This window comes from Rhodanobacter sp. G1 (assembly GCF_055397855.1).
In genome coordinates, this window is the sequence record NZ_AP039674.1 from 1048972 (window position 1) to 1073111 (window position 24140).

The 24140-nt window shown below is 67.3% G+C and carries 8 protein-coding genes and 1 tRNA gene; 5 read left to right on the forward strand and 4 right to left on the reverse strand.

What is annotated here, in order from left to right; all coding sequences use genetic code 11:
• Position 1: 1 nt before the first annotated feature.
• The 3 genes from ACZ5Z2_RS04705 to ACZ5Z2_RS04715 form a co-directional block, all read right to left on the reverse strand.
• Entirely contained in the window at positions 2-15628 is a 15627-nt protein-coding gene (locus ACZ5Z2_RS04705) for a putative Ig domain-containing protein (RefSeq protein ID WP_464760805.1), read from the reverse strand.
• A gap of 318 nt (positions 15629-15946) precedes the next feature.
• A complete protein-coding gene (locus ACZ5Z2_RS04710; RefSeq protein ID WP_464760806.1) occupies positions 15947-16792 on the reverse strand; it encodes a prohibitin family protein in 846 nt (281 codons plus the stop codon).
• Between the two features lie 81 nt (positions 16793-16873).
• Positions 16874-17419: a GspH/FimT family pseudopilin gene (locus ACZ5Z2_RS04715; protein ID WP_464760807.1), complete on the reverse strand. Its 546-nt coding sequence runs from the start codon at positions 17417-17419 to the stop codon at positions 16874-16876.
• A gap of 152 nt (positions 17420-17571) precedes the next feature.
• On the opposite strand from ACZ5Z2_RS04715, the gene uvrB reads away from it, so the two are divergent.
• The 3 genes from uvrB (at position 17572) to ACZ5Z2_RS04730 (ending at position 20262) form a co-directional block, all read left to right on the forward strand.
• Positions 17572-19593 carry an excinuclease ABC subunit UvrB gene (uvrB, locus tag ACZ5Z2_RS04720; protein ID WP_464760808.1) on the forward strand — a complete coding sequence of 674 codons (2022 nt, stop codon included), beginning with the start codon at positions 17572-17574 and terminating at the stop codon, positions 19591-19593.
• Positions 19594-19675: 82 nt separating this feature from the next.
• Positions 19676-19750 (forward strand) — tRNA-Val (locus tag ACZ5Z2_RS04725).
• Between the two features lie 62 nt (positions 19751-19812).
• Positions 19813-20262: a CopD family protein gene (locus tag ACZ5Z2_RS04730; RefSeq protein ID WP_464760809.1), complete on the forward strand. Its 450-nt coding sequence runs from the start codon at positions 19813-19815 to the stop codon at positions 20260-20262.
• 11 nt (positions 20263-20273) lie between these two features.
• Here ACZ5Z2_RS04730 and ACZ5Z2_RS04735 read toward each other — a convergent pair whose 3' ends face one another.
• Positions 20274-21281, reverse strand: coding sequence for an NAD-dependent epimerase (locus ACZ5Z2_RS04735; RefSeq protein ID WP_464760810.1), 1008 nt, complete (start codon positions 21279-21281; stop codon positions 20274-20276).
• Between the two features lie 244 nt (positions 21282-21525).
• Here ACZ5Z2_RS04735 and thrS point away from each other — a divergent pair, with 244 nt between their 5' ends.
• Both thrS and infC read left to right on the forward strand, forming a co-directional pair.
• Positions 21526-23427 (forward strand): threonine--tRNA ligase, encoded by a 1902-nt coding sequence (gene thrS / locus ACZ5Z2_RS04740; protein ID WP_464760811.1) that lies wholly within the window; start codon positions 21526-21528, stop codon positions 23425-23427.
• A 42-nt stretch (positions 23428-23469) separates the two neighbouring features.
• Entirely contained in the window at positions 23470-23997 is a 528-nt protein-coding gene (gene infC, locus ACZ5Z2_RS04745; RefSeq protein ID WP_464761663.1) for a translation initiation factor IF-3, read from the forward strand.
• Positions 23998-24140: the final 143 nt, after the last annotated feature.

Genomic DNA, 24140 nt, shown 5'->3' on the forward strand with positions numbered 1-24140 from the left:
CTCACTGTCCTGCGTGGTTGGGATGCCAAATACCCCAACCTGGTTGTTGACTATGCACTGAGCCAGGTAGCGGAATCGCATCAGGGCCATAGTCTAGATGATGATGAATAAGCGTTTCACCGCTGTAGTCGGCGTGTTCCGGGAATTCACTGATCCATGTGTCATCCACTATCGGCGATTGCCCCATCTGAATCCGCGCAACGTTGGCATCACTCAAGGTCTCCGGGTAAGCGTCCGACCATTGTGACCAGAACTGTCTTGCATTTCGGATACCCCCATTGAGCGTCTGAGTTCCACTAGTAAAAGTGGTGCTATCAATCGCCATCGGCCCGCTGCCAGTGGCTGGGTTTATTCGAACAAAGTAGGGGCTACCAAGTTGCTGAGGTGGCAAATCTACATTGCTTGGAACAACCACCTCCGGCGGCATATTCGCGCCGGGCGTCGCTATTGACAACGACACCGGCTCCAATGGCGTCGATGATACCGGTATTTCCGCAACATCTGCCCGGCCGCCGCCCACCAAGGCCGGCAAATTCATTCCCATCAAGATGATGCCCAAGCCGTTCAACTGCCGCTGCTGAGCTTGCAAGGCAAGCAATGAAGGCGTTGCATCCTGCATGGTCGGCCACGGGCGGCCCCCGTTGGCCGCCAGTTCCTGCTGGTTCTCCTGCATCTGTAGCCGCATGCCTGCCTGTTGCGCGGCGGCGACGTCGAGCGGGTTGCTGCTGGCGTACCCTTGCACCACCATCTGCCGCAGCACTTGCGTGTCCTTCGCGCTGCCCGGCATCAGATCCATTTCCTGTATCCGCAGCTGGTTCATCACCGAATCGCTGCCGGGGAAGCTCCATCCGCCGTCGGTGCCTGCCGCCGCATCCACCGGCGGGATCGCGGGCAGGGTGTCGGGCACCAGGTTCGGTATCGTCAGCGACGTATCCAGACTCCCGACCAATCCATCGGGCACCGTGGCCGTCACCGTCACCGGGCTCTCGTCGGAGACGGTGTCTCCGTTCAGCAGGTAGGGCGTGCCGTCCGCATTGGTTTCGAGCATGGCCGTGTAGCCATCCAGGCCGATGGGCTGGATGCCGTCGATGGTGCCGGTCGTATCGCCCGGCAACCCGTAGATGCCGGTGCGGAAAGCATCGTCGCCGACCGCCGCTACACGGGGTGTGGTGTCCAGGTAATCCGACGCCGCCTGATCCCAGGCCGCGTCGGCCTGGAAACCCTCGGCGTTGTATGTCGCCAGCGGGTTGTTCGGATCGTAACTGCCTCGGTTTTGCGTCGGCTTCGTCGATGGCACGATGGCATTGCCCAGCGCATTGCCGAACGCATCCTCGCCGATCTGCTGCCAGCCTTGCACGTGATCGTCGCCGAGCCACTGCGAGGTCTCGCGGTCGAGGCCGCCGGAGAGCAGCCCGCCGGCCACGTTCTGGACGAAGCTGCTATCGGTGGCCGCGCCGATCCGTTGCAGCGGTTCGCCCTTCAGGTTCGCTGCACTCGTGACACCCGAGGCCACCGCCGCCGCCACCACCCCCGCCCAGCTGAAATGCTCCGCCTGCCCGGTGACCTTGTTGGCCGCCACGCTGGCCGCATAGTTGCCCGCGCCGAACGCCGCTGCGCCCAGCGGACGCAGGTTGCCATTGCCGTCCGCCAGTACCGAGAACTCGCCCCCGGTCGCGCTGAGTGCTCCGCCCACGCCAGCGGTGAGCCCGGCGCCCAGCCCCGCCGACAGCATCTGGCCGAATGAGAACCCGCTGCTCACGCCCAGCGCATCGGCCGCCAGTTGGCCGGCCGCGTTGCCTACGGCCCCGCCGATCGCCGCCGAGGCGATTATTTCGCCCGTGGTGAGCCCGAGTCCGGCACTGCCGCCTGCCAGCACGCTGGCACCGGCCGCAAAGGTGGTGGACGCCGCCGCAGTACCTGCCGCGGCGGCGGTACCCGCCGCTGCCGCGCCTCCTGCAGCCGCACCACCGGCCGCTGCACCGCCCGCGGCGGCCCCGCCTGCCGCGGCTCCACCGGCACCCGCACCCGCGCCGGCAAACCCCTCCGCCGCCGCTCCCGCGGTGTAGATCGTGGCGATGATCACCACCACGATCACCACGATTTCCACGATGGGGTTGCACCCCGCGCTGCTCGGCGGCGGCGGTGGTACCGCCGGCAGGTTGGGCGTGGTGCTGCCCACGATCCGGCCCGGGTCGTACGGCTTGAACGTGTTGGCCGTGTTCGCCTCCGTGCGCACCGTCGGGATCGTCAGGGCCTGGCCCGCCACCAGATCCGCGTCACCGTTCGCCAGCCCGTTCGCCTGCGCGATCAGGTAGCCGTACTGGCTGTCGCCGTATTGCGCCTGCGCGATCCCGGCCAGCGTGTCGCCCTGCTGCACCACGTACTGGCCCGGCTCGCCGCTGGTGAAGTCCGTGCTGGATCCCGGGCCGCCGATGTCGCCCGCCTCGTCCAGCGTGCTCAGCGCCTGGCCGTTCGCGTACACGTAGTGGTCGCTCGCGTTGCCGCCCGTGCCGCTGAACGTGCCCCCGCTCACCGTGCCCTTGCGCTGCGTCAGGATCTCCCCGTCGCCGTCGTAGCCGTACACCCGCACCGTGTTCTGCGCCGCGCCGCTGTTGTCCTGGCTCGTCTGCGCCACCGCGATGCGCTGCCCGAACGCATCGTAGTCGCTCGTCTCCGTCGCCGGCACGTAGCCGGACACCGACGGCGTGCCGCTCGTCGACTGCTCCAGGTAGCCGTCCTTCTTCAGGTAGCTCACCGTGTAGCTCGCCCCGAAGCCGCCCGTGCTCGTGCCCGGCGCCGGGTTCTGCGTGTAGCTGTACGCCGTCACGTTCCCTGCATGGTCGAACGCCGTGTAGTCGGTGACCGAGCCTACGGCCAGCGGGCCGTCGCTGCTCAGGCTGGGCACCGCGTCCTGGCCGCCGTCGGGCAGCGTGCCGTCGTTGGCGTAGCGGTTGGCGATGGCCAGCCAGTCGCGGTCGGGAGCGCGGTAGCTCACCTGCGCGGTGACCTGGCCGTCGGCGTCGTAGCCGCTGACCTCACCCGTCGCCAGCCAGCCGCCGGTGGGCACGTAGACCCACCCCTTCGGCAGGTCGGTGGTGCCGTATACCGCCTGCTCCGCGTCGCTGCGCAGGTAGGTGTTGTCGCTCAGCCGGTGGCCGTCCGCGTCGTAGGTATCGTGATCCTGCGCGCCCAGGCTGCCCTCGTGCTGGGTCAGGTCGATCGCGTAGTCGCTCTCGGTCAGTTCGTTGCGCGTGTCGTACACCAGGCGCTGGCTCATCACGTCGCCGGCCGCGTAGGTTTTCTGGTGGGCCAGTACGCCGGTGGTGTAGGTGCTGGCGTTCACGGTGGTGCGGGAGGCCACGTTGCCCGCCGCGTCGTACTGGTTCGCGTAGGACGGATCCGCGTAGCTGCCCGCCGTCACCACGATCTGGCCGTCCTGCAGCGCGCCGTTGTTCACCACCACCCGGTTGTCCGCGTCGTAGGTGAACCAGTAGCTCTGGATGTCCGGCGCCGGTGCCGGCGCGGCGGCTGCCTGGACGGTGGCCGCCGTGCGCACCTGGGTTTGCAGCCGCACGGCCTGGGTGCCGCCGCCCGTGCCCACGAAGTAGAGGTCGAAGCTCACGCTCACCGACTTGCCGTCCACCGGATCGGTGGCCGTCAGCACCATCGTTCCGTAGTTGTGGTCGTTCTTGATCTTGGGCAGCGCGGCCGTGCTCAGCATGCCGGTCGTACTGTTGAAGGTCACCGTCGCGGGGTACGACCCGGACAGCGCATACGTCAACGCGCGCCCGGTCGGGTTGGTGAAGGCCCCCGCGGGCGGCGCCCAGCTGTTGGATCGCCCGTAGTAGAAGTCCACCTCCGACGGCACGCCGCCGTGGTACACCGGGGGCTGGTCGACCGGCGCACTCACCGTGAGCGTGAAGGTGGCCGAGGTGGAGGCCCCCTGGCTGTCGGTGGCCGTGTAGGTGATGGTCGAGGTGCCGGTGGCCGTGGGCGTGCCGCTGAACGTGCGCGTGGCAGGGTCGAAAGCGATCCCCGCCGGCAGGCCCGTGGCGCGGTAGGTGATCGCGTCGCCGTTGGGGTCGGTGGCTGCCGGCGCCACGTAGGCGGTCATCGCGACACCGCTGGCCGCCGTCTGGTTCGCCAGGGCGCCGAGCACCGGCGCCTCGTTGGCCACGGTCACCGTGAAGGCCGCGCTGCCCGCATGGCCCAGCCCGTCCGTCGCCGTGACCTTGATCGTGTAGCTCCCCGCCGTCACCGCGCCCACGTCGAGCGACGTGCCGCTCCACGTCAGGCCGCTCGGCAAGGCCGCCCCGCTGGACAGCGTGGCCGTATAGGTCAGGCCGTGGCCGTAGGGATCGCTGAAGGTGGTGCCCTGCACGACGGCCACCCAGCCTTGCCCCGGGTTGGCCGACACGTTGGACAGCGCCTGCTGCGGGGCCGGCGGCGCGAAGTCGTTGGTCAGCGTGAAGGTGCCGGCGACCGAACCGGCCTGGCCGTTCGTGGCGATGATCTCGATCTGGTAGCTGCTGTCGTTCTGGTAGGAGCCGCTGCCCACGCTGGAGGTCTGGTAGCTCAGGGTGGTCGGCACGCCGGTGATCGCGCCCGTGGCGGCGTTGATGCTCAGGCCCACGCTGCTCAAGTCCACCCAGTGCGCCGGTACGTCGCGGCTGCTGGTGTCGGTGCCGCCGTTCACCGGGTAGTCCAGTTGGTGATCCGGCACCAGCACCATCGCACTGTAGGTCAATGCGCCGCCATCGGGCTCGGTGAAGGCGCCCGAGGGCAGCGCGAGGTTCAGCGACGAACCGTCGATGACACCGGTCTGGTTGGCCAGGGTGCCGTGGTACACCGGCGCCGGCTGCACGTACTGCGCCACCGTGACGGTGAAATGGGCCTCGGCCGTCTGCCCCTGGGGGTTGGTGGCCTTCACGTACAGGGTGAAGCTCTGCCCCACCGCGCTGGTGGGCGGCGTGCCGCTGAAGGTGAGCGTGCCGGCGTTGAAGCTCATCCAGCTCGGCAGCGCACTGTCGGTTTCCGTGCTGCCGCTGGTGGTGTACGAGCCGGCGCTGAAGGTCAACGCATCGCCGTCCGCTTCGCTGAAGTCGCCGGCGGCGAAGGCGAAGCTGAAGGAGCGCCCGCCGTAGGTGGTCTGGTTGCCCACCCCGCCGACGTAGGACGGCGGCGTGGGGGCCACGGTCAGGGTGAAGGATTCCGAGACGCTGCCGCCGCCGTTGGCGGCGGTGGCCGTCACCTGCAGGCTGTAGCTGCCGATGCTGCCGGCCGGCGGCGTACCGTTGAAGGTGAGTGTGGCGGCGTTGAAGCTCAGCCATGACGGCAGCGTGCCAGTCCAGGCGGAGCCGTTGTAATAGCTGGCGCTGTAGGTGATGGCCGCGCCGTTGGCGTCCGTGGCGCCCGGTACGGTGAAGCTCAGGGCGCCGTGCACGCTGCCGCTCTGGTTGGCCGGGCTGCCGGTGAAGGCCGGCAAGGCGGTGCCCACGGTCAGGGTGAACGTGGTGCTGCCGGTGTGCCCCAGTCCATCCGTGGCCGTCACCTTGATCGCATAGCTGCCCGCGGCGACCGTGCCCACGTTGATGCCTGTGCCGCTCCACGACAGGCCGCTGGGCAGCGCGCTGCCGTTGGCGAGCGTGGCGCTGTAGGTCAGGCCGTGCCCGTAGGGATCGCTGAAGGTGTTGGCCTGCACGACAGCCAGCAGGCCCGATTGCGGCTTCACCGAAGGGTTGGCCAGCGGATTGGCCAGCGCGGGCGGCGCGAAGCTGTTGGTCAGCGTGAAGGTGCCGGCGACCGAACCGGCCTGGCCGTTCGTGGCGACGATCTCGATCTGGTAGCTGCTGTCGTTCTGGTAGGTGCCGCTGCCCACGCTGGAGGTCTGGTAGCTCAGGGTGGTCGGCACGCCGGTGATCGCGCCCGTGGCGGCGTTGATGCCCAGGCCCACATTGCTCAAGTCCACCCAGTGCGCCGGCACGTCGCGGCTGCTGGTGTCGGTGCCGCCGTTCACCGGGTAGTCCAGCTCATGATCCGGCACCAGCACCATCGCACTGTAGGTCAGTGCGCCGCCATCGGGTTCGGTGAAGGCACCCGAGGGCAGCGCGAGGTTCAGCGACGAGCCGCCGATGACGCCGGTCTGGTTGGCTAGGGTGCCGTGGTACACCGGCGCCGGCTGCACGTACTGGGCCACGCTGACGGTAAAGATGGCCTGGGCCGATTGGCCCTGGGGATTGGTGCCACGCAGATAAAGAGTGAAGCTCTGGCCCACGGCGCTGGTGGGTGGCGTGCCGCTGAAGGTGAGCGTGCCGGCGTCGAAGCTCATCCAGCTCGGCAGGGCACTGTCGGCTTCCACGCCGTTGACGATGGTGTAGGTACCGGCGCTGAAGCTGAGGGCGTCGCCGTCCGCTTCGCTGAAGTCGCTGGTGGCGAAGGCGAAGCTGAAGGCCCGTCCGCCAAAGGTGGTCTGGTTGTTCACGCCGCCGGCGTAGGACGGTGGCGTGGGGGCCACGGCAAGGGTGAAGGATTCCGACGCGCTGCCGCCGCCGTTGGCGGCGGTAGCCGTCACCCGCAGGCTGTAGTTGCCGATGCTGCCGGCCGGCGGCGTGCCGGTGAAGGTGAGCGTGCCGGCATTGAAGCTCAGCCAGGATGGCAGCGTGCTGGTCCAGGCGGAGCCGTTGTAATAGCTTGCGCTGTAGGTGACGGCATAGCCGTTGCTGTCGATGGCCGCAGGAACGGCAAAGCTCAGCGGGGTATGCACGCTGCCGGTCTGGTTGGCGGCGCCGGCAGCGAACACGGGGGCCACTACCGGAACGGTGATGGAGAACGTGGTGCTGACGCTCTGGCCGTTGACGTCGGTGGCGGTGACCGTGACGGCCCAACTGCCGGAAGCGGTCGGCGTGCCGCTGAAGTTGCCGCTGGCCGGATTGAAGCTCAGCCACGACGGCAGGGCGCTGCCGTCGGACTGGCTCGCCGCATAGGTCAAGCCGAAGCCGACGTTGTCGGTGAAATCGCCGCCGACGCCGAAATTCCAGATTTGGCCCGGCGTGGCGGTCTGCGCGGCGATCGCCGCGGCCGTGGGCGCGCCGCCGTTGCCGCCGATGGCGCTGGAGTTCGGCCCGTAGGCGCTCTGTACGAATATGGCGCGGCGGTTGCCGGCGGCATCGTAGTTGATGGCCTCGCGCGAGGTGGTGGCGCCGGTGGCGGTGTCCTGGGTCGCGACCACGCTCAGGCGGTTGTGGCTGTCGTACTGGATCAGCGTGGTCTGATCCAGCGTCTGGCCGGCGCCGTCGACGCCCGTGTGCGTGTCGCTGACGGTGTTGCCGTTGGCGTCGTACCGGTAGGTGTCGCTGCCCACGACCGTGCCGTTGACGGCCTGGGTGAGCTGCGCGATCTGGCCGTCGGCTTCGTAGCTGTAGGCTTGCGTGCTGCTGCCGTCCAGGCCCGCGTCCAGGTAGCCGGGGTTGGTTTGGCCGGCGGGTGTCCAATTGCTGGTCACCGTGGTGAGCAGGCCGGAGTTGGCATCGTAGGTGTAGGTGGTGGTAGCGCCGCTGAGATCCACGTGCGACTGCACCCGCCCGAAGTAGTCGTAGACCCAGGACTGGTGGTCGCCGTCGGCGGTGGTGTCGCCGGTCTTGTTGCCGTTGGCGTCGTAGGTGAAGGTTTCGGCCCAGCCGTTGGCATGCTGGATCGGGGTCTGGCTGCGCAGCACGCGATGCTGGCTGTCGTAGTCGTAGTAGGAGGCATTGCCTAGCGCGTCGGTGACCTGGATGCGATCGCCGTTGCTGTTGAGCACGTAGGTCTGCTGCGCCTGCAGGGTGCGCGCGGTACCGGCGGCATTGAGCTGGAAGTCGCCCTGGGCGACGACCCGGTTGAGATTGTCGTAGGCCGTGTAGGTAATGTGGGCGACCGGGCCGATGGCGGTGTTGGCCGGAGGCGTCTGCCGCGCCACTGCGCGCCCCAGCGCGTCGTAGGCGACATAGGTGTCGTTGCCCACCGCATCCTGCGACAGGGCGAGGTTGCCGCCTGCGTCGTAGCCGTTCCACGACGAGTGGCCGTTTTCGTCGGTGGCCCCCATGAGCTGGCCGTCGACGTTGTAGTACCACTCCTTGCTCGGCGTATTCCACGCGCGCGTGCCGGTCGCCGAGACGACCAGGGCGTTGGGCTCCAGTTGCTGGATCAGGTGGTTCTGGCTGTCGTACTGGAGGGTGGTGACGTTGCCATTGTTGTCAGTGACGGCGGTGGTGTTGCCCCAACGATCGTAGGTGTAGTGGACAGAAGTGGACTTCTCGCCGGTGGCGCTGGTGCTACTGGCGCTGCTCTGGTACAGCGTGCGGCCGGCCAGGTCGAGTACGTTGGACGTCCATACGTAGTCGGTGGGGCTGCCGGTGACTTGATGACCATCCACCATCAAGTGGCCGGCCAGGTCATAACCGTAGTTGTGGTATGCCGCTGTGGTGGGGTCGGGCGCATACGCCAATTGGCCGGCAGTGTTGTAGGTATAGGTAGCCTCATAGCCGGCATTGTCGCCCTTGGCCGCGACTTCGCCGAAGGCGTTGTACTGCACCCGCACGTATTGGTCGTAACCGCTTTGGCCGTTGCGCTGCACGGCGGTGGTCAACTGCTGGTTGTCCGCGTCGTAGGTATAGGTGCTGGTGACCGTGCTGTTGCCGGTGTTGCCGGTGAGCGTGTAGCTCTGGCTGAGCACGTTGCCATTGGCGTCGTAGCTGGCGTAGTGCTCGATGCCATCGGCGTCTTGCGTCTGGATTTGATTCCCTCGCGCGTCGTACCAAGCCCAGGTCTGCTCGGCGAGGCCACCGGCCTGCGTCGTGGTGTTGAGCGTGTTGCCCAGCGCGTCGTAGATGTAGTACGTGAGCGGGCTGGCCGTGGTGTACAGCGCGGCAGTGGTGAGATCCCAGGTGGGGTTTTGTTCCAGCAAGGTCTGCCAATTGCTCACCAACGCCGGACGTGCCGGTGCCGTGACCGTGAGCACGCGGCCCAGCGCGTCGTAGGTAGTCGTGGTGGTGGCGCCGTTGACCGTCACCGAGGTGACATGGTTTTCGCCATCGTAGGCGAGCGTAGTGACGCTGCTGGCCGAGGCAAGACCGACCGTACCATTGAGCTGCCCCACGGTACCGCCGGTGTAGTTGTAGCTGCCGGTGTCGGTTTCGCCGACCTTGCGGCCGATGGTGTCGTAGGTATAGGTGGCGACCCGGTTGGCGCCGCTGGCGGCGGTCGCGGCCCCGGGCAGGGCCGGTGGCGTGGTGGTGTTGATGCTGCTGGTGCTGGTCGCTTGGGCGTACTGCGTGGTGGACGTCACGTCGCCGAAGGCGTTGTAGGCCGTGGTGGTGACGTAACCTTGCGGAGAGGTGTACTGCCCGGCCGGTGCGACGACCATGACTGCGCGGTTGAGGACGTCGTAGTAGGTATAGGTGGTGGCCCACACCGCAGGAATGGTGGTTCCGTTGGTGGTCTGAGCGTCCTGGATCAGCACGGCGGTGCTGGTCAGATTGCCATAGGCGTCATAGGTGTAGGTGGTGGTTGGTGTCCCGGTGACCCATCCGCCGGCCAGGGGCCCCATGGTCGGCGTGTAACTGATGGCCGACTGCTGAACCTGGATTTTCTGGTTGCGCTGGTCGTAGGTGGTGGTAACCGTGCGGTCGCTGGCAGAGGTCACCAGGCCGGCCTGGATCTGGGCCAGGCTGAGTGGCTGGCCCGCGCTCCAGCCGCTGATGGCTGCGGTGTTCAGCGCCGTGGCGTAGCGCGTTACGGAGGTGACGTTGCCGAAGGCGTCGTAGCCCGTGGCGGTCACGTAGCCATTGGCATCGATGCGATAGGCCGGCCAGCCCATGCTGGTGTAGGCGATGTATTGCCAATGACCGTTGGCATCCTGGTCGGCGACGGCCCGGCCCAGGGCGTCGTATTGGACGTGCGTGCTGGCGCCGCCCGGATAGGTGGTCTGGATCTGGTGGTTTGCGGCGTCGTAGGCGTAGGTGGTGGTGCTCAGGACGGTGATATGCGCTGCGTCTGCGCCGCTGCCTTTGCCGATCGCGGTGACGTTGCCGACGCCGTCGTAGGCATAGCTGGTGTAGAGATAGGCCGTGCCCTGCTGGAAGGCCCCCGTACTCGACCAGCTACCAACGTTGACCGATGGCGATTGTTCCAGCGTCGTGCGGCCTGCCTTGTCGTACGTGTAGGTGGTGACGTGGCCGTCGCGATCGGCCCGGGTCAATTGCAGGCCGGTGGCGTCGTAGGTGTAGGTGGCATTGACGCCCAACGCGTCGCCGGTGGTGAGCACGCGGCCGGCGGCGTCGTAGGCGGTGGTCTGGATGCGCGCGCCGGTGGTGCCGGCGGCGGCCACTTCGGCTGCGACGCTGGCCACGCTCAGGCTGGCTGGCAGCACGATCGGGTTGGCGTAGGCCAACTGGGCGGTCACCCGCCCGTCCGCGTCGTACTGCGTCTCGGTGACGTGGCTTGTGGTGTCGATGCTGTAGCGCAGGCGGCCGGCGCTGTCGTACACCGATTGCGAGAGGTGGTTCGGTGCCGTGGCCAGCATCTGCGCCAGGCCCTGCGTGCTCACCTGCGACGTCAGGGGCTGGCCGGTGCTCAGCGGTATCGTCGTGCCGTAGGCGAGCGTGGCGATGACCCGGCCCGCTGCATCGTAGCGTTGCTCGCTGACGATGCCGACGAGCTGGCCGTTGACGGTATTGGTCTGCACGGTAAAACATGCGCGGCCGTCGGCGTCGTAGGTGGTGAGGGTGGTTTCGTCCTGGGCCGATGCCTTGACCAGCGCGGCGATCGAGGCAACTGTCGGCGAGGTTCCCGCGGGGGCCGAACTCAGGAGGGTGGCGTAACGCGTGGTCGCAACCAGGCGCCCGGCAGCGTCGTAGCTCATCTGCGTGACGTGCAGACCCACGCCATCGAGTTCGTAGATCGCGAGCCCTTCGGCGTTGTAGGCCGTCTGGCGGAAGCTGTCGACGTTGCTCGCAGTGACCAGCGCGGCCACCTGCGTGCTGGTCGGCGTGGCGCCCAGGCTGGTCAGTTGGGCGGCCGTGAGCGCCGTGGCATAACCGCGGGTCTGGGTCAGTCGGCCATCGGCGTCGTACCAGTTCTGTGTGACGGCGCCGGTGGGATCGATCGTGAAGACCTTCTCGTTGGCCTCGTCGTAGACGTAGCGGGTGGTGTTGCCGTTGGCGTCGGTGACGCTGGCGAGGTTGCCGTTGGCGTCGTAGGTGTAGCCGGTGGTGAGCTTCAACCCGCTGGGATCGACGATCGTCTGGCTGAGCCGCTCGAGGTTGTCGTAGACGTACTGCGTGGTGCGCGCCGCGCTGGTGCCGGCGCCGACGGTCGTCGTGAGGGTCTTGCCGGCTCCGTCGTAGGTGTACGTCGTGGTGAGGGCAAGGCCGCCGGCATCGACCACCTGGCTCAGGGTGTTGCCGGCGGCGTCGTAGGTGTAGGTGGTCGTCGATCCGGCCGGATCGGTGATGCTGAGCAACTGGCCCCGGCCGTCGTAGCTGTACGTGGTGGCGAGGTCGAGGCCCGCCGGATCCACTGTCCGGGTCAGCACCTTGCCGCTGGCGTTGTACGTGTAGGCGATCACGTGGCCGGTGGCATCGGTGGCCTGGATCAGGTCGCCGTCGGCGTCGTACCGGTTCGTGCCGGTGTTGCCCAGCGCGTCGGTGGTGGTAAGCAGGCGCCCGTCGGCGTCGTAGGTGTACGTCGTGGTGTCGCCGGCGCCGTCGGTCACGCTGACCGTATCGCCGAAGGCATCCTTGACCGTCGTCATCGTCACGCCGTCGGGCGTGGTGACGATGGTCTTGTGGTTCGCCACGTCGTACTGGTAGCTGGTGACGTTGCCCAGTGCATCGGTACGAGTCACCACACGCCCGAAGGCGTCGTACGTCGTCACGTCCGTGCGCGTCGCGCCGCCCACCGTCTGTCGGGTCGACACCTGCCGGCCCAGGTTGTCGTAGCTGTAGGTGATCGTGTGGCCATCGGCATCCGTGGCGCTCGTCACGCGGCCAAAGGCGTCGTAGGTGTCGCTCGTGCTGCGTGCGGCGGACGTGCCGATGCCGTCGGTTTCGCTCAGCCGGTCGCCGCGGTTGTCGTAGGTGTACTGGATGAGCGTGCTGTTGGCGGCGCTCGGCGCGTTGCCCGGCTGGCTCAGCTGCTGCTGGACTTGCAGGGCATCGCCGAACGCATCGTACTGGTACGCCTTGGCGTACCCGAGGCCATCACTGACGTTCGCGACCTGGCCGTCCAGGGTGTACTGGTAGATCTGCGCATCGTCGATCGCGGGGTTGGCCACCGCGGATACGGCCTGGCCGACCTGTGCCGGCGTGGCCGTCGTCAGGTCGAGCGAGGCCAGGCTGAGAGGAGTGGCGTAGCTGACGGTCTTTTGTACCTGGCCGAAGGCGTTGTACGTGATTTTCTTGAAATCGCCCAGCGCATTGGCATGGCCCGCGCTGTCGGCGAGGCCGGTGACGACCCAGTTCACGCGACCGTCGGCGTCATAGACATACCAGGTCGTGTTGCCCAGGGCATCGGTCGAGGTGATGCGCTGACCCAGCGCGTTGTAGCCGTAGGTCGTGGTCGCGCCGGCAGCATCGGTCGAGGTCAGCGCGTCCCCGAACGCATCGTAGGTGGCGCTTGTCCTGCGCGCCGCCCCCTGGCCGCTGGACGGCGTGACCGTGGTGCTCAGCACCTGGCCTGCGGCGTTGTACGCATAAGCGGTGATCGTGCCGTCCGTTGCCGTGGACGCGAGCGTCCGGCCGTCGGCATCCACGGTGACGCTGCTTTGCTCGTGGGCCGTCTGGGTGCCCAGCAGGCCTACCAGCGCCGCCACACTTTCCGTTCCGGTCAGCGCGGACAACTGCCCGGAGGTCAACGCCGCGGCATAGCGCGTGGTCGTCGTGGTGCGCGTGGTTTCGTCGTAGACCGTGACGGTAAGGTAGCCATCCGCATCCACCTGCGCCACCGGGCGGCCATCACCGTCGTAGTAGGCCAAGGTGACCTGGTCGCTGGCATTGGCGGTCAGATCCGCCTGCAAGGCGGCCAGGCTTGGCGCATTGCCGAGCGCGTTGCGCTGTGCCGCCGTCAGGGCAGTGGCATAGGCATGGGTCGATACTGCGTTTCCGGCGGCGTCATAGGCCGTGACGGAGGCATAGCCGTCGGGATCGACGACGGCGACGACGCGGCCATCGGCATCATGGAGAGTGCGCGTGGTGCGATCGCTGCTGCTGGGCGTCAGGTCGGCCTGCAGCGTGGCCAGGGTCGGCGCGCTGCCCAACGCCGTGCGCTGCGCCGCCGTCAGCGCCGTGGCGTACTGCGTGGTCGACGTCACACGGCCGGTGCCGTCGTAGGTCGTCGTCGTGACATGGCCTTCCGGGTCGATCGTGGCGACGGCTTCGCCCGCCGCGTCATAGACCGTAGTCGTCGTGCGGTCGCTGGCCGTGCTGGCGGGTACCGGCAGGCTCGCGGGGAAGCTGGCGGTGAGCGCACCGCCGCTGATCCAGCTCGCCGTATTGACCGACGTGGCGTACTGCGTGGTGCCGATGACCCGGCCGTCGGCATCGTAGGTGTAGGCGACGACCGCTCCGGTCGCATCCACCGTGCCGGCAATCCGTCCGTCGGCGTCGTAGAAGGTGTAGGTGGCGTTGCCCGCCGGATCGATCGTGACGATCGGTTCGCCAGCAGCGTTGTAAAGGTGCGTCGTGGTGCGACTGGTTTGGCCCGCCGCCGACTGCACGCTGCTGACCAGTTGCCCCGCGCTGTTGTACGCCTGCGTCGTCGTCAGCCCGTTGGCCTGGGTGATGGCGATCGTGCCGGCACTGTCGGTGTAGACGTAGCTGGTCACGTTGCCCAATGGATCGGTCTGGCTGATCACGCGCCCCCGCCCGTCGTAGGCGTAACGGGTCGCCTGCACCGTGCCGCGATCCGCTCCCGTCGCCGTCCCCGTCAGCAGCAACCGCCCCCGTGCGTCATAGGTCGTGGTGGTGATCACCGTCCCGTTCGTCAGCACGCCGTTGCCCTCGGCATCGACCGTGTCGTACTGGGTCTGCGTGGCCAACTGGCCGCGTACGTCGTAGCTGTAGTCCGTGCGCGTGGTCTGGCCCAAGGTGGCCTGCACCGGGCTGCTGGCTGCCCAGGCCTGCAGTTGCGCCAGGGTCGGCAGCGCGCTCGGCGAGAGGCCGCCCAGGGGGTAGCTCGCGCCCAGGTAGTGGCGCACTGAGGCCAGCTCGCTCAGCCCACCGGCCGTGGTCGTGTAGTCGTACTCGGTGACGTTACCCAGCGGGTCGATGGCATAGGCCAATTGCCCGCTGGCGGTGTAGACGTAGTAGGCGGTCTGCGCACCGCTGGGCGCCACGTAGCCGGGTTCGCCGGGCGTGCCCTGGGCCGGCACCGTGTAGACGGTCTGGCTGGTGACCTGATCCTGCGCATCGTAGGTGGTGCCCACCGTGTGTCCGGCGCCGTCGACCACACTGAGCCGGTTGCCGTTGGCATCGTAGGCGTAGGTGGTGACCGCCCCGTCCGGGTCGGTCATCGTCAGGACATTGCCCTGGCTGTCGTAGGTGTAGGTGGTGGTAGGCGACACGCCATTGACGGCCGGGGCCATCACCGCCGTGAGGTGGCCGGCCGCGTCGTACTGGTATGTCGTGGCGTTGCCCAGGCCGTCGGTGACGGTGGTGCTGCCGGTGCCGTAGCTCAGCGTGAGCGCCTGGGCGGCGGCGCCACTGCCGGTGGTGATGCCGGTGACCTGGTACACCCCGGCCGCGTCTTCGGTGTAGGTGTAGCTCACCACCGTGCCGTCGCCCTGGGTGACCGAGGCCACCCGGTCGCTGCTGCCGTCGTAGGTGTAGGTGGTGGCGTAGCTCGCGGTGCTGCTGTCGGTGTCGGAGGCCAGCGCGATGGTAACCGTACTCAAGCGCCCCTGGCTGTCGTAGCCGTAGCTGACGGTCTGCCGGGTCACCGCGGCCGTCTGGCCCGGCGGCACTTCCTGGATCGACAGGCTGATCAGCCGCTGCTGGGCGTCGTAGCCGAACAGCAGGGTGTCGCCGTCGCCGGCCACGACCCGGCTGAGCTGGCCGTCGTCGTAGTCGAAGCGGTAGCTGGCGCCATTGGCCAGGTCGCTCAGCGTCGCGAGCTGGCCCGCGGCGGTGTAGGTTTCCTGGCGCTGGTCGGCGGCATCGCTCCACGTCCAGGTCGACGTCGCGGCATCCCAGCGCAGCGTGTCCTGCGCACCGCTTTGTCCCTGGCTGACGTACACGCCCTGGCTGGCGTCGTAGGCGTAGGTGACCGCCGAGCCGTCGTCGTCGGTGCGGGTCACCGTGCTGCCGGCGGTGTCGAGGGTGCCGGTCAGGCTGCCCACGCTGCGGCTGAATCCGTAGCTCCAGCCGTCCGAACCGTTCAACTGGCCCAGGCTGTTGTAGGTGCGTACCGCCGATAGGGACAGGCCATCGAACAGCAGCCCTTCGTCCGCCCCTTGCAGGATCAGGTTCCCGGTGGCGATGTTGACGTCGTTGGCCGCGCCGCCCTGGCCCAGGACAGCGGGCCCCCCTTGGCCGCCCACGGTGCGCTGCGACGTGTTGCCCAGGCCCAGGCCGTTACCGCTGATCACTGCCACCATCGTGCTGTCCCCGTCCAATCCCATGGCAGGCAGGCCACTCCGGCTGCCCGATCAAAAATGACTAATCGGGGAATGCTCGCGAGAGTTTAGGGGGGCTTCAATCTGGCCCGGAGGGGCGTGCAGTGAACGACCCCGAGGAACAGTCCATCCCGGGCCCTGGGATGTCTAGGAAAGACTGGGCGATGTTGGGCAACAAAAAGGGCCTGCATCGCTGCAGACCCTCTGAACTGGCGCCCGAAGTTGGACTCGAACCGTGGCCGGGGCGCGTCGATTGGCGCACCCCAGTCGCTGCGGTGCATTGCATGTGTCGAGAGGCTCTCAGTCGGCCGTTGCTCCGGTTTTGGACGCCGGGCTGATCGGCCCGATCATCGGCAGCGTGCCGTTGCCGCCCACCACCTGCGGCAGCACGCCGTTCCATTTCTCCACGGCCTTCAGCTGGATGATCTGCGGCGTGATGGTCTGCTGCAGGAGTTTCTGCGCCTCTGCCTGGCCCTGTGCCTGCGCGACCTCCTGTTCCGCCTGGATCTTGGTGCGCTGGAGGTCGTAGGTGGCCTGCAACGCGCGCTGCTGGGCAACCTGCTTCTGTTCGATGGCTTCGGTGTAGGCGTGGCTGAACTGGAAGTTGGTGATGTTCACGCCCTGCACCTGCACTTTGTACCGGTTCAGCGCCGTCACGATCTGCTGCTGGATCTCGGTGGCCACCTTGTCGCGGCTTTCGATCAGATCCTCGGCGTTGTATCGGGCGGCCACGGCCTTCACCGCGTTCGACACCACCGGTGCGATCACCTTGCTGGTGAGCTCGGATTCGTCGCCGAGGCGCTGGTACACCCATTCCGCGTCGACGGGGTTGATCGCCCAGTTCACGGCGACCTCGGTGGAGACGTTCTGCAGGTCGCGGCTCGCGGCCGTTTCGGTGGTCTGCGACTTCTGGATCTGCACGTTCATCTGCTTGACCGACTGCACGAACGGCAGCTTGAAGTGCAGGCCAGGAGTCAGCACGCCCTGGTGCACCGCACCGAAGGTCATCAGCACGCCGCGGTTGCCGGGGCCGATGGTGACGATGCTCGACCACAGCGACATCAGGATCATGACGGCGACGACCAGCCAGATCGTGCGCTTGCTGCCTCCCTGGAATGCAGCGGAACGTTTGAAGCTGGTTTCCATGCATGGCTCCCGTTGTTGGTGCGCCGATTCTTGCAGGGCGCCGGCGCCTGCGGAAGCGGCGCCGATGTCGGGGGCGCCCCTTCATTGCGCGGACGCGCATTTGGCGGCTTCCGCGGCATTGGCACTGGCGCCGCGGACGCGGCCCGAGTTGGAGATCACCACGACAAGCGCCTGTTCCGAGTGGCCGCGAGCGCAGATGCGCAAGGTGTTGGTCGTGCCGGGTGCGCTACCGTCGGCGCGGAAACGAACCAGCGGGCGGCCGCTGTCGCCGATAATGGTGACGCCAGCGTAGCTGGGCTGCGTTCGCAGCGCGCCTGCATCGGGCTGGCCGTTGCGATCCTGGTCGTGGCCGATCAGCCAGCCGGATTCCCAGCGTGTTCCGCCGCTGCACTGCGCACCATCGCGGCTGGGGCAGAGCAGGGTGGATTTTCCGGCGGTGATGGCGACGCCGCGCGCGTGCTGCAGGGCGGCGATGAAATCCGCCTGGGCGACTTGCACGCGGTTGCGCTGGAGCATGCGCGCCAGCGGCGGCATGGCGATGGCCGCGAGCACGCCGAGGATGGCGATGACCATGATCTGTTCGACCAGCGTGACGCCGCGTTGCCTGCCAGCCTGCCGCATCGCCATGACGCGCTCCTGCCCGGACGGAGCGGCCATGCTAGGAAGGCGCCTCCGCGCGGCCTGCCGTCTGTCGGCGGGCTGTCGCGTCGGGTTCTGCTGACAGGGGCTGTCAGCAGCGGCGATTTAGAATGCGCGCATCCGCCCGCATCTTGTCCGTCATGACCGACCGTTTTGAACTCGTCGCACCCTACCAGCCCGCCGGCGACCAGCCCGAGGCGATTCGCCGCCTCAGCGAGGGCTTCGAGGCGGGCCTGGCCGCGCAGACCCTGCTGGGCGTCACCGGCTCGGGCAAGACCTACACCATCGCCAACGTGATCCAGCAGGTGCAGCGGCCCACCATCGTGATGGCGCCGAACAAGACGCTGGCGGCGCAGTTGTACGGCGAGTTCCGCGAGTTCTTCCCGAACAACGCGGTGGAGTACTTCGTCAGCTACTACGACTACTACCAGCCGGAAGCCTACGTGGTGGCGTCGGACACCTTCATCGAGAAGGACGCTTCGATCAACGACCACATCGAGCAGATGCGGCTGGCCGCGACCAAGGCGCTGCTGTCGCGGCGCGACGCGATCATCGTGGCCACGGTGTCGGCGATCTACGGCCTGGGCAACCCGGAGGATTACCTCAGCCTGCGCCTGATCCTCGCCAAGGGCGAGCGCATCGATCAGCGCCAGCTGATCCGCCAGCTCACCGAGCTGCAGTACACCCGCAACGAGATGGAATTGCGCCGCGGCACCTACCGCGTGCGCGGCGAGATCATCGACGTGTTTCCGGCGGAGTCGGAAACCGAGGCGCTGCGCATCGAGCTGTTCGATGGCGAGGTGGAAGGGCTGGCGCTGTTCGATCCGCTCACCGGCGAGACCGTGCGCAAGGTGCCGCGCTACACGGTCTACCCGCGCACGCACTACGCCTCCACGCGCGAGAGCGTGCTCAACGCGATCGACACCGTCAAGGACGAGCTGAAGGAGCGGCTGGAAGTGCTGTACCGTGACAACAAGCTGGTCGAGGCGCAGCGGCTGGATCAGCGCACCCGCTACGACGTGGAGATGATGGCCGAGGTGGGCTACTGCCAGGGCATCGAGAACTACTCGCGCCACCTTTCCCGGCGCGCCCCCGGCGAGCCGCCGCCCACGCTGTTCGACTACCTGCCTGCCGACGGCCTGCTGGTGGTGGACGAATCGCACGTCACCGTGCCGCAGGTCGGCGCGATGTACAAGGGCGACCGCTCGCGCAAGGAGACCCTGGTGGAGTTCGGCTTCCGCCTGCCGTCCGCGCTGGACAACCGTCCGCTGCGTTTCGAGGAATGGGAGGCGCGGGTGCCGCGCGCGATCTACGTCTCCGCCACGCCGCGCGAGTACGAGCTGCAGAAGTCCGGCGACGCCATCGTCGAACTGGTGGTGCGCCCCACCGGCCTGGTCGATCCCGAGGTGGAAGTGCGCCCGGTGCGTACCCAGGTGGACGACCTGCTGGGCGAGGCCAACAAGCGCATCGCGATGGGCGACCGCGTGCTGGTCACCACGCTGACCAAGCGCATGGCCGAGAACCTCACCGAATACCTCTCCGAGCACGGCGTGAAGGTGCGCTACCTGCACTCGGACATCGAGACGGTGGAGCGCAGCGAGATCATCCGCGACCTGCGCCTTGGTGAGTTCGACGTGCTGGTGGGCATCAACCTGCTGCGCGAGGGCCTGGACATGCCCGAGGTGTCGCTGGTGGCGGTGCTCGACGCCGACAAGGAAGGTTTTCTGCGCTCCACCGGCTCGCTGATCCAGACCATCGGCCGTGCCGCCCGCAACGTGCGCGGCAAGGCCATCCTCTACGCCGATGAGGTCACCCGTTCGATGCGGGCGGCGATGGACGAGACCGCGCGCCGCCGCGAGAAGCAGCTCGCCTACAACGAGGCGCACGGCATCACGCCCAGGACGGTGGAACGGCGCATCGCCGACATCATGGAAGGCGCGCGCAGCGAATCGCCGCGTGGCCGCGGCGGCAAGGGACGCCAGCGTGCCGCCGCCGTGGCCGAGTCGCCGGCCGGCTACGAAGCGATGGATCCGGCCAAGGCAGCCGCCGCGATCAAGAAGCTGGAGGCGCAGATGTACAAGCACGCCCAGAACCTGGAGTTCGAGGCGGCGGCCAAGCTGCGTGACCAGATCCACCAGCTGCGCGAGCAGGCCTTGCGCTGAGGTGCCCTGGCAGCGAGCAGTTGTGGCGTCGCGGCAAGTCGCCTATACTGCGCGGCTCGCGCGGCCTGCAGTCACGCGAATCGGGCGGTTAGCTCAGCGGTAGAGCACTACCTTGACATGGTAGGGGTCACAAGTTCGATCCTTGTACCGCCCACCAGATACCATGCGACGGCGCGAACCTCGGTTCGCGCCGTTTCTTTTTCCGGCTGGAGCGTCGCGATGGTCTACCTCTGGATCAAGTCCTTCCACGTGCTGTTCGTGATCGCCTGGATGGCCACGGTGTTCTACCTGCCGCGCATCCTGGTGAACCTGGCCGAGGCCGGCGACGAGCCGGCGGTGAAGGCGCGGCTGTTGCTGATGGGGCGGCGGCTGTACAAGTTCGGCCACAACATGTTCGGCATCGCCTTCCTGTTCGGCCTGACGTTGTGGCAGGGCTGGCGGCTGTGGCCGTCGACGTTGCCGAACGTGGCGGCGGGCATGCACTGGATCGACGCCAAGCTGACCCTGGTGGCCTTGCTGCTGGCCTACTTCGTGTGGGCGGGGCGGATGCTCAAGCGCTGCGAGAAGGGCGGCGCGCTGCCTTCGTCGAAGGCCTTGCGCTGGCTCAACGAGTTGCCGGTGCTGCTGCTGCTGGGCGTGATCTTCCTGGTGCTGGCCAAGCCGTTCTGAGCGTCGGTGCGTTACCGCTTGAAATAATCGCGGTACCACGCCACGAAGCGCGCCACGCCGTCCTCGATGGAGGTGTCCGGCGCGTAGCCCACGTCGCGTCGCAGCGCCGACACGTCGGCCCAGGTGTCGGGCACGTCGCCCGGCTGCATTGGCAGCAGGTTCTTTTCCACCGTGCGTCCCAGGTGCTGCTCCAGCAGTTCGATGAAGCGCAGCAGCTGCACCGGCTGGTCGTTGCCGATGTTGTAGACGCGCCAGGGCGCGTTCGAGGTGCCGGGGTTCGGCGATTGCGCGTCGTAGGCCGGATCGGGAGCGGCCGGATGGTCGAGCGTGCGGATCACGCCCTCCACGATGTCGTCGACATAGGTGAAGTCGCGGCTGTGGTTGCCGAAGTTGAACACGTCGATGGCTTCGCCGCGGCTGATGCGGTCGGCGAACAGCATGGGCGACATGTCCGGCCGGCCCCACGGCCCGTACACGGTGAAGAAGCGCAGGCCGGTGGTGGGCAGGCCGTACAGGTGGCTGTAGCTGTGCGCCATCAGCTCGTTGGCCTTCTTGGTGGCGGCGTACAGGCTCACCGGATGATCCACCGCGTCCTCCACCGCGAACGGCAGCTTGCGGTTGGCGCCGTAGACCGAGCTGGACGAGGCGTAGACCAGGTGCTCGACGCCGCCGCGGCGGCAGGCTTCGAGGATGTTGCCGAAGCCGACCAGGTTGCTCTGCACGTAGGCCTGCGGGTTCTTCAGCGAGTAGCGCACGCCGGCCTGCGCGGCCAGGTTCGCCACGCGCTGCGGCCTGAAGCTGGCAAAGGCGTCGTTCACCGCGGCGGCGTCGGCCAGGTCGGCGCGGCGGTGGGTGTAGCCGGCATGGTCGGCGAAGCGGGCGAGGCGCGCTTCCTTCAGCGCCGGGTCGTAGTAGTCGTTGTGGTTGTCGATGCCCAGCACTTCGTCGCCGCGCGCCAGCAGGCGCTCGGCCAGGGCGGCGCCGATGAAGCCGGCGGTGCCGGTGACGAGGATGCGCATGGCTTCGTTCCTTCGCGGGGAGGGTGGCATTGTAGCCGGCGCGACCATGGCTCGATTGACGGCGCGGGTGGCGCTAGACTACGTTTTCGACACTATTTCCAGCGACAAGGTGGCCCGCGCGCAAGCGCCGGCCGAGCGTGCGACATGTCCACTACCCATCGCCCACGTTGAATTTCCGCCGAGCCCTACCTTGTCGAAAGGACGCTGCGGCGTCCTTTTTCGTTTCCGGAGCATCCGTTTTCCCATGATCGAGATCACGCTACCCGACGGCAGCAAGCGCCCGTTCGACCACCCCGTGTCCGTGCAGGACGTGGCCGCCTCCATCGGCGCCGGCCTGGCCAAAGCCACCCTCGCCGGCAAGGTGGACGGCAAGCTGGTGGACGCCAGCTTCCCCATCGAGCACGATGCCAGCCTCGAGATCGTCACCGAGAAGAGCCCCGAGGCGCTGGAGATCCTGCGCCATTCCACCGCGCACCTGATGGGGCAGGCGGTGCAGCGGCTGTATCCGGGCGCGCAGGTCACCATCGGCCCGGTGATCGACAATGGCTTCTACTACGACTTCGCCTACGAGCGCCCGTTCACGCCCGAGGATCTGCCGAAGATCGAGGCTGAGATGCACAAGATCGTGGCCGAGCAGTTGCCGGTGACGCGCAGCGTGAAGTCGCGCGACGAGGCGGTGGCGTTTTTCCGCGGCCTGGGCGAGGCGTACAAGGCGGAGATCATCGAGTCGATTCCCGCCGGCGAACAGTTGTCGCTCTATTCGCAGGGCGAGTTCACCGACCTGTGCCGCGGCCCGCACGTGCCCAACACGGGCAGGCTGCGCGCGTTCAAGCTGATGAAGGTGGCCGGCGCGTACTGGCGCGGCGATTCCAGCAACGCGATGCTCACGCGCATCTACGGCACGGCCTGGCTCAACGACAAGGATCTCAAGGCCTACTTGCACCAGTTGGAAGAGGCCGAGAAGCGCGACCACCGCAAGATCGGCAAGGCGCTCGACCTGTTCCACCAGCAGGAGGAAGGCCCGGGCATGGTGTTCTGGCACCCGCGCGGCTGGGCGATCTGGCAGCAGGTGGAGCAGTACATGCGCGGCGTGTACAGGAAGAGCGGCTACCAGGAGGTGCGCTGCCCGCAGGTGCTGGACGTGGCGCTGTGGAAGAAGTCCGGCCATTGGGACAACTACCAGGAGAACATGTTCTTCACCGAGTCGGAGAAGCACGTGTTCGCGCTGAAGCCGATGAACTGTCCTGGCCACATCCAGGTGTTCAACACCGGCCTGCACAGCTACCGCGACCTGCCGATCCGCTACGGCGAATTCGGCGGCTGCCACCGCAACGAGCCGTCCGGCGCCCTGCACGGCATCATGCGCGTGCGCGCCTTCACCCAGGACGACGGCCACATCTTCTGCACGCCCGAGCAGATCGAGCCGGAGGTCACCGCCTTCCACCGGCAGGCGATGCAGGTCTACGCGGACTTCGGCTTCGACAACATCGCGCTGAAGATCGCGCTGCGCCCGGACAAGCGCATCGGTTCCGAGGACGTGTGGGACAAGGCCGAGGCGGCGCTGCGTTCCGCGCTGCGCGCCGCCGGCGTGGAGTGGGAGGAGCTGCCGGGCGAGGGCGCCTTCTACGGCCCCAAGATCGAGTACCACATGAAGGACTCGATCGGCCGCGCCTGGCAGGTCGGCACCATGCAGGTGGACTTCATGATGCCCGAGCGCCTTGGCGCCGAGTACGTGGACGAGCACAGCCAGCGCCAGCACCCGGTGATGCTGCACCGGGCCATCGTGGGCTCGATGGAGCGCTTCATCGGCATCCTGATCGAGCACCATGCCGGCCTGCTGCCGCCGTGGCTGGCGCCGGTGCAGGCGATGGTGTTCAGCATCACCGACGCGCAGGCCGATTACGTTCGCGAAGTGACGCAAGCCCTTGTCGACAAAGGTTTCCGGGTCGAGGCCGATTTGCGCAACGAGAAAGTCGGTTATAAAATCCGCGAGCATACGTTGCAGAAAGTGCCCTACCTGCTTGTCGTCGGTGATCGCGAGAAGGAGTCCGGGGCGGTTTCCGTGCGTACCCGTTCGGGCGAAGACCTGGGCAGCATGTCGCTGGCCGCCTTCGTCGAGCGTCTGGAGGCCGAAACGCGGCGCTGATGCCGCGTCGGCCAAAATCAACTTCTTCTGGAGGATAGTGGTATCGCCACTACAGAAACCAAGGGCAATCGCCGCAACCTGGAAATCCGTGTCCCGCGCGTGCGCGTGATCGGTGCCGATGCGGAGCAGCTAGGTATCCTGACCCGTGACGAGGCGCTTGCGCTGGCGCAGGAAGCCGGCATGGATCTGGTCGAGATCCAGCCGAACGGCGACCCGCCGGTCTGCCGCATCATGGACTACGGCAAGTTCAAGTTCGAAGCCCAGAAGAAGGCCCAGGCCGCCAAGAAGAAGCAGAAGCAGGTCGAGATCAAGGAAGTGAAGTTCCGTCCGGTCACGGACGTGGGCGACTACGAGATCAAGCTGCGCAACATGCTTCGCTTCCTCGAGGAAGGCGACAAGGTCAAGGTCACCATCCGCTTCCGCGGCCGCGAGATGTCGCACCAGGATTTGGGCCAGGAAATGGCCAAGCGCATCCAGGCCGACATCGGCGAGAACGGCCAGGTGGAGTCCTTCCCCCGCCTGGAAGGCCGCCAGATGGTCATGATGATCGGCCCCAAGAAGAAGCAGTGAGGCGAGCGGTGGCCCTCGGGCTGCCGCTTCGCATGGGCCAAGGGCGGGTTCCTGCCCGGATGCGCGCCACGGGCTGGCGCCAGTCCCGTTTTCTCCGTACAATTGGCAGTTCGACCCGCCAGGAAGGGTCGTGAACCGATGTC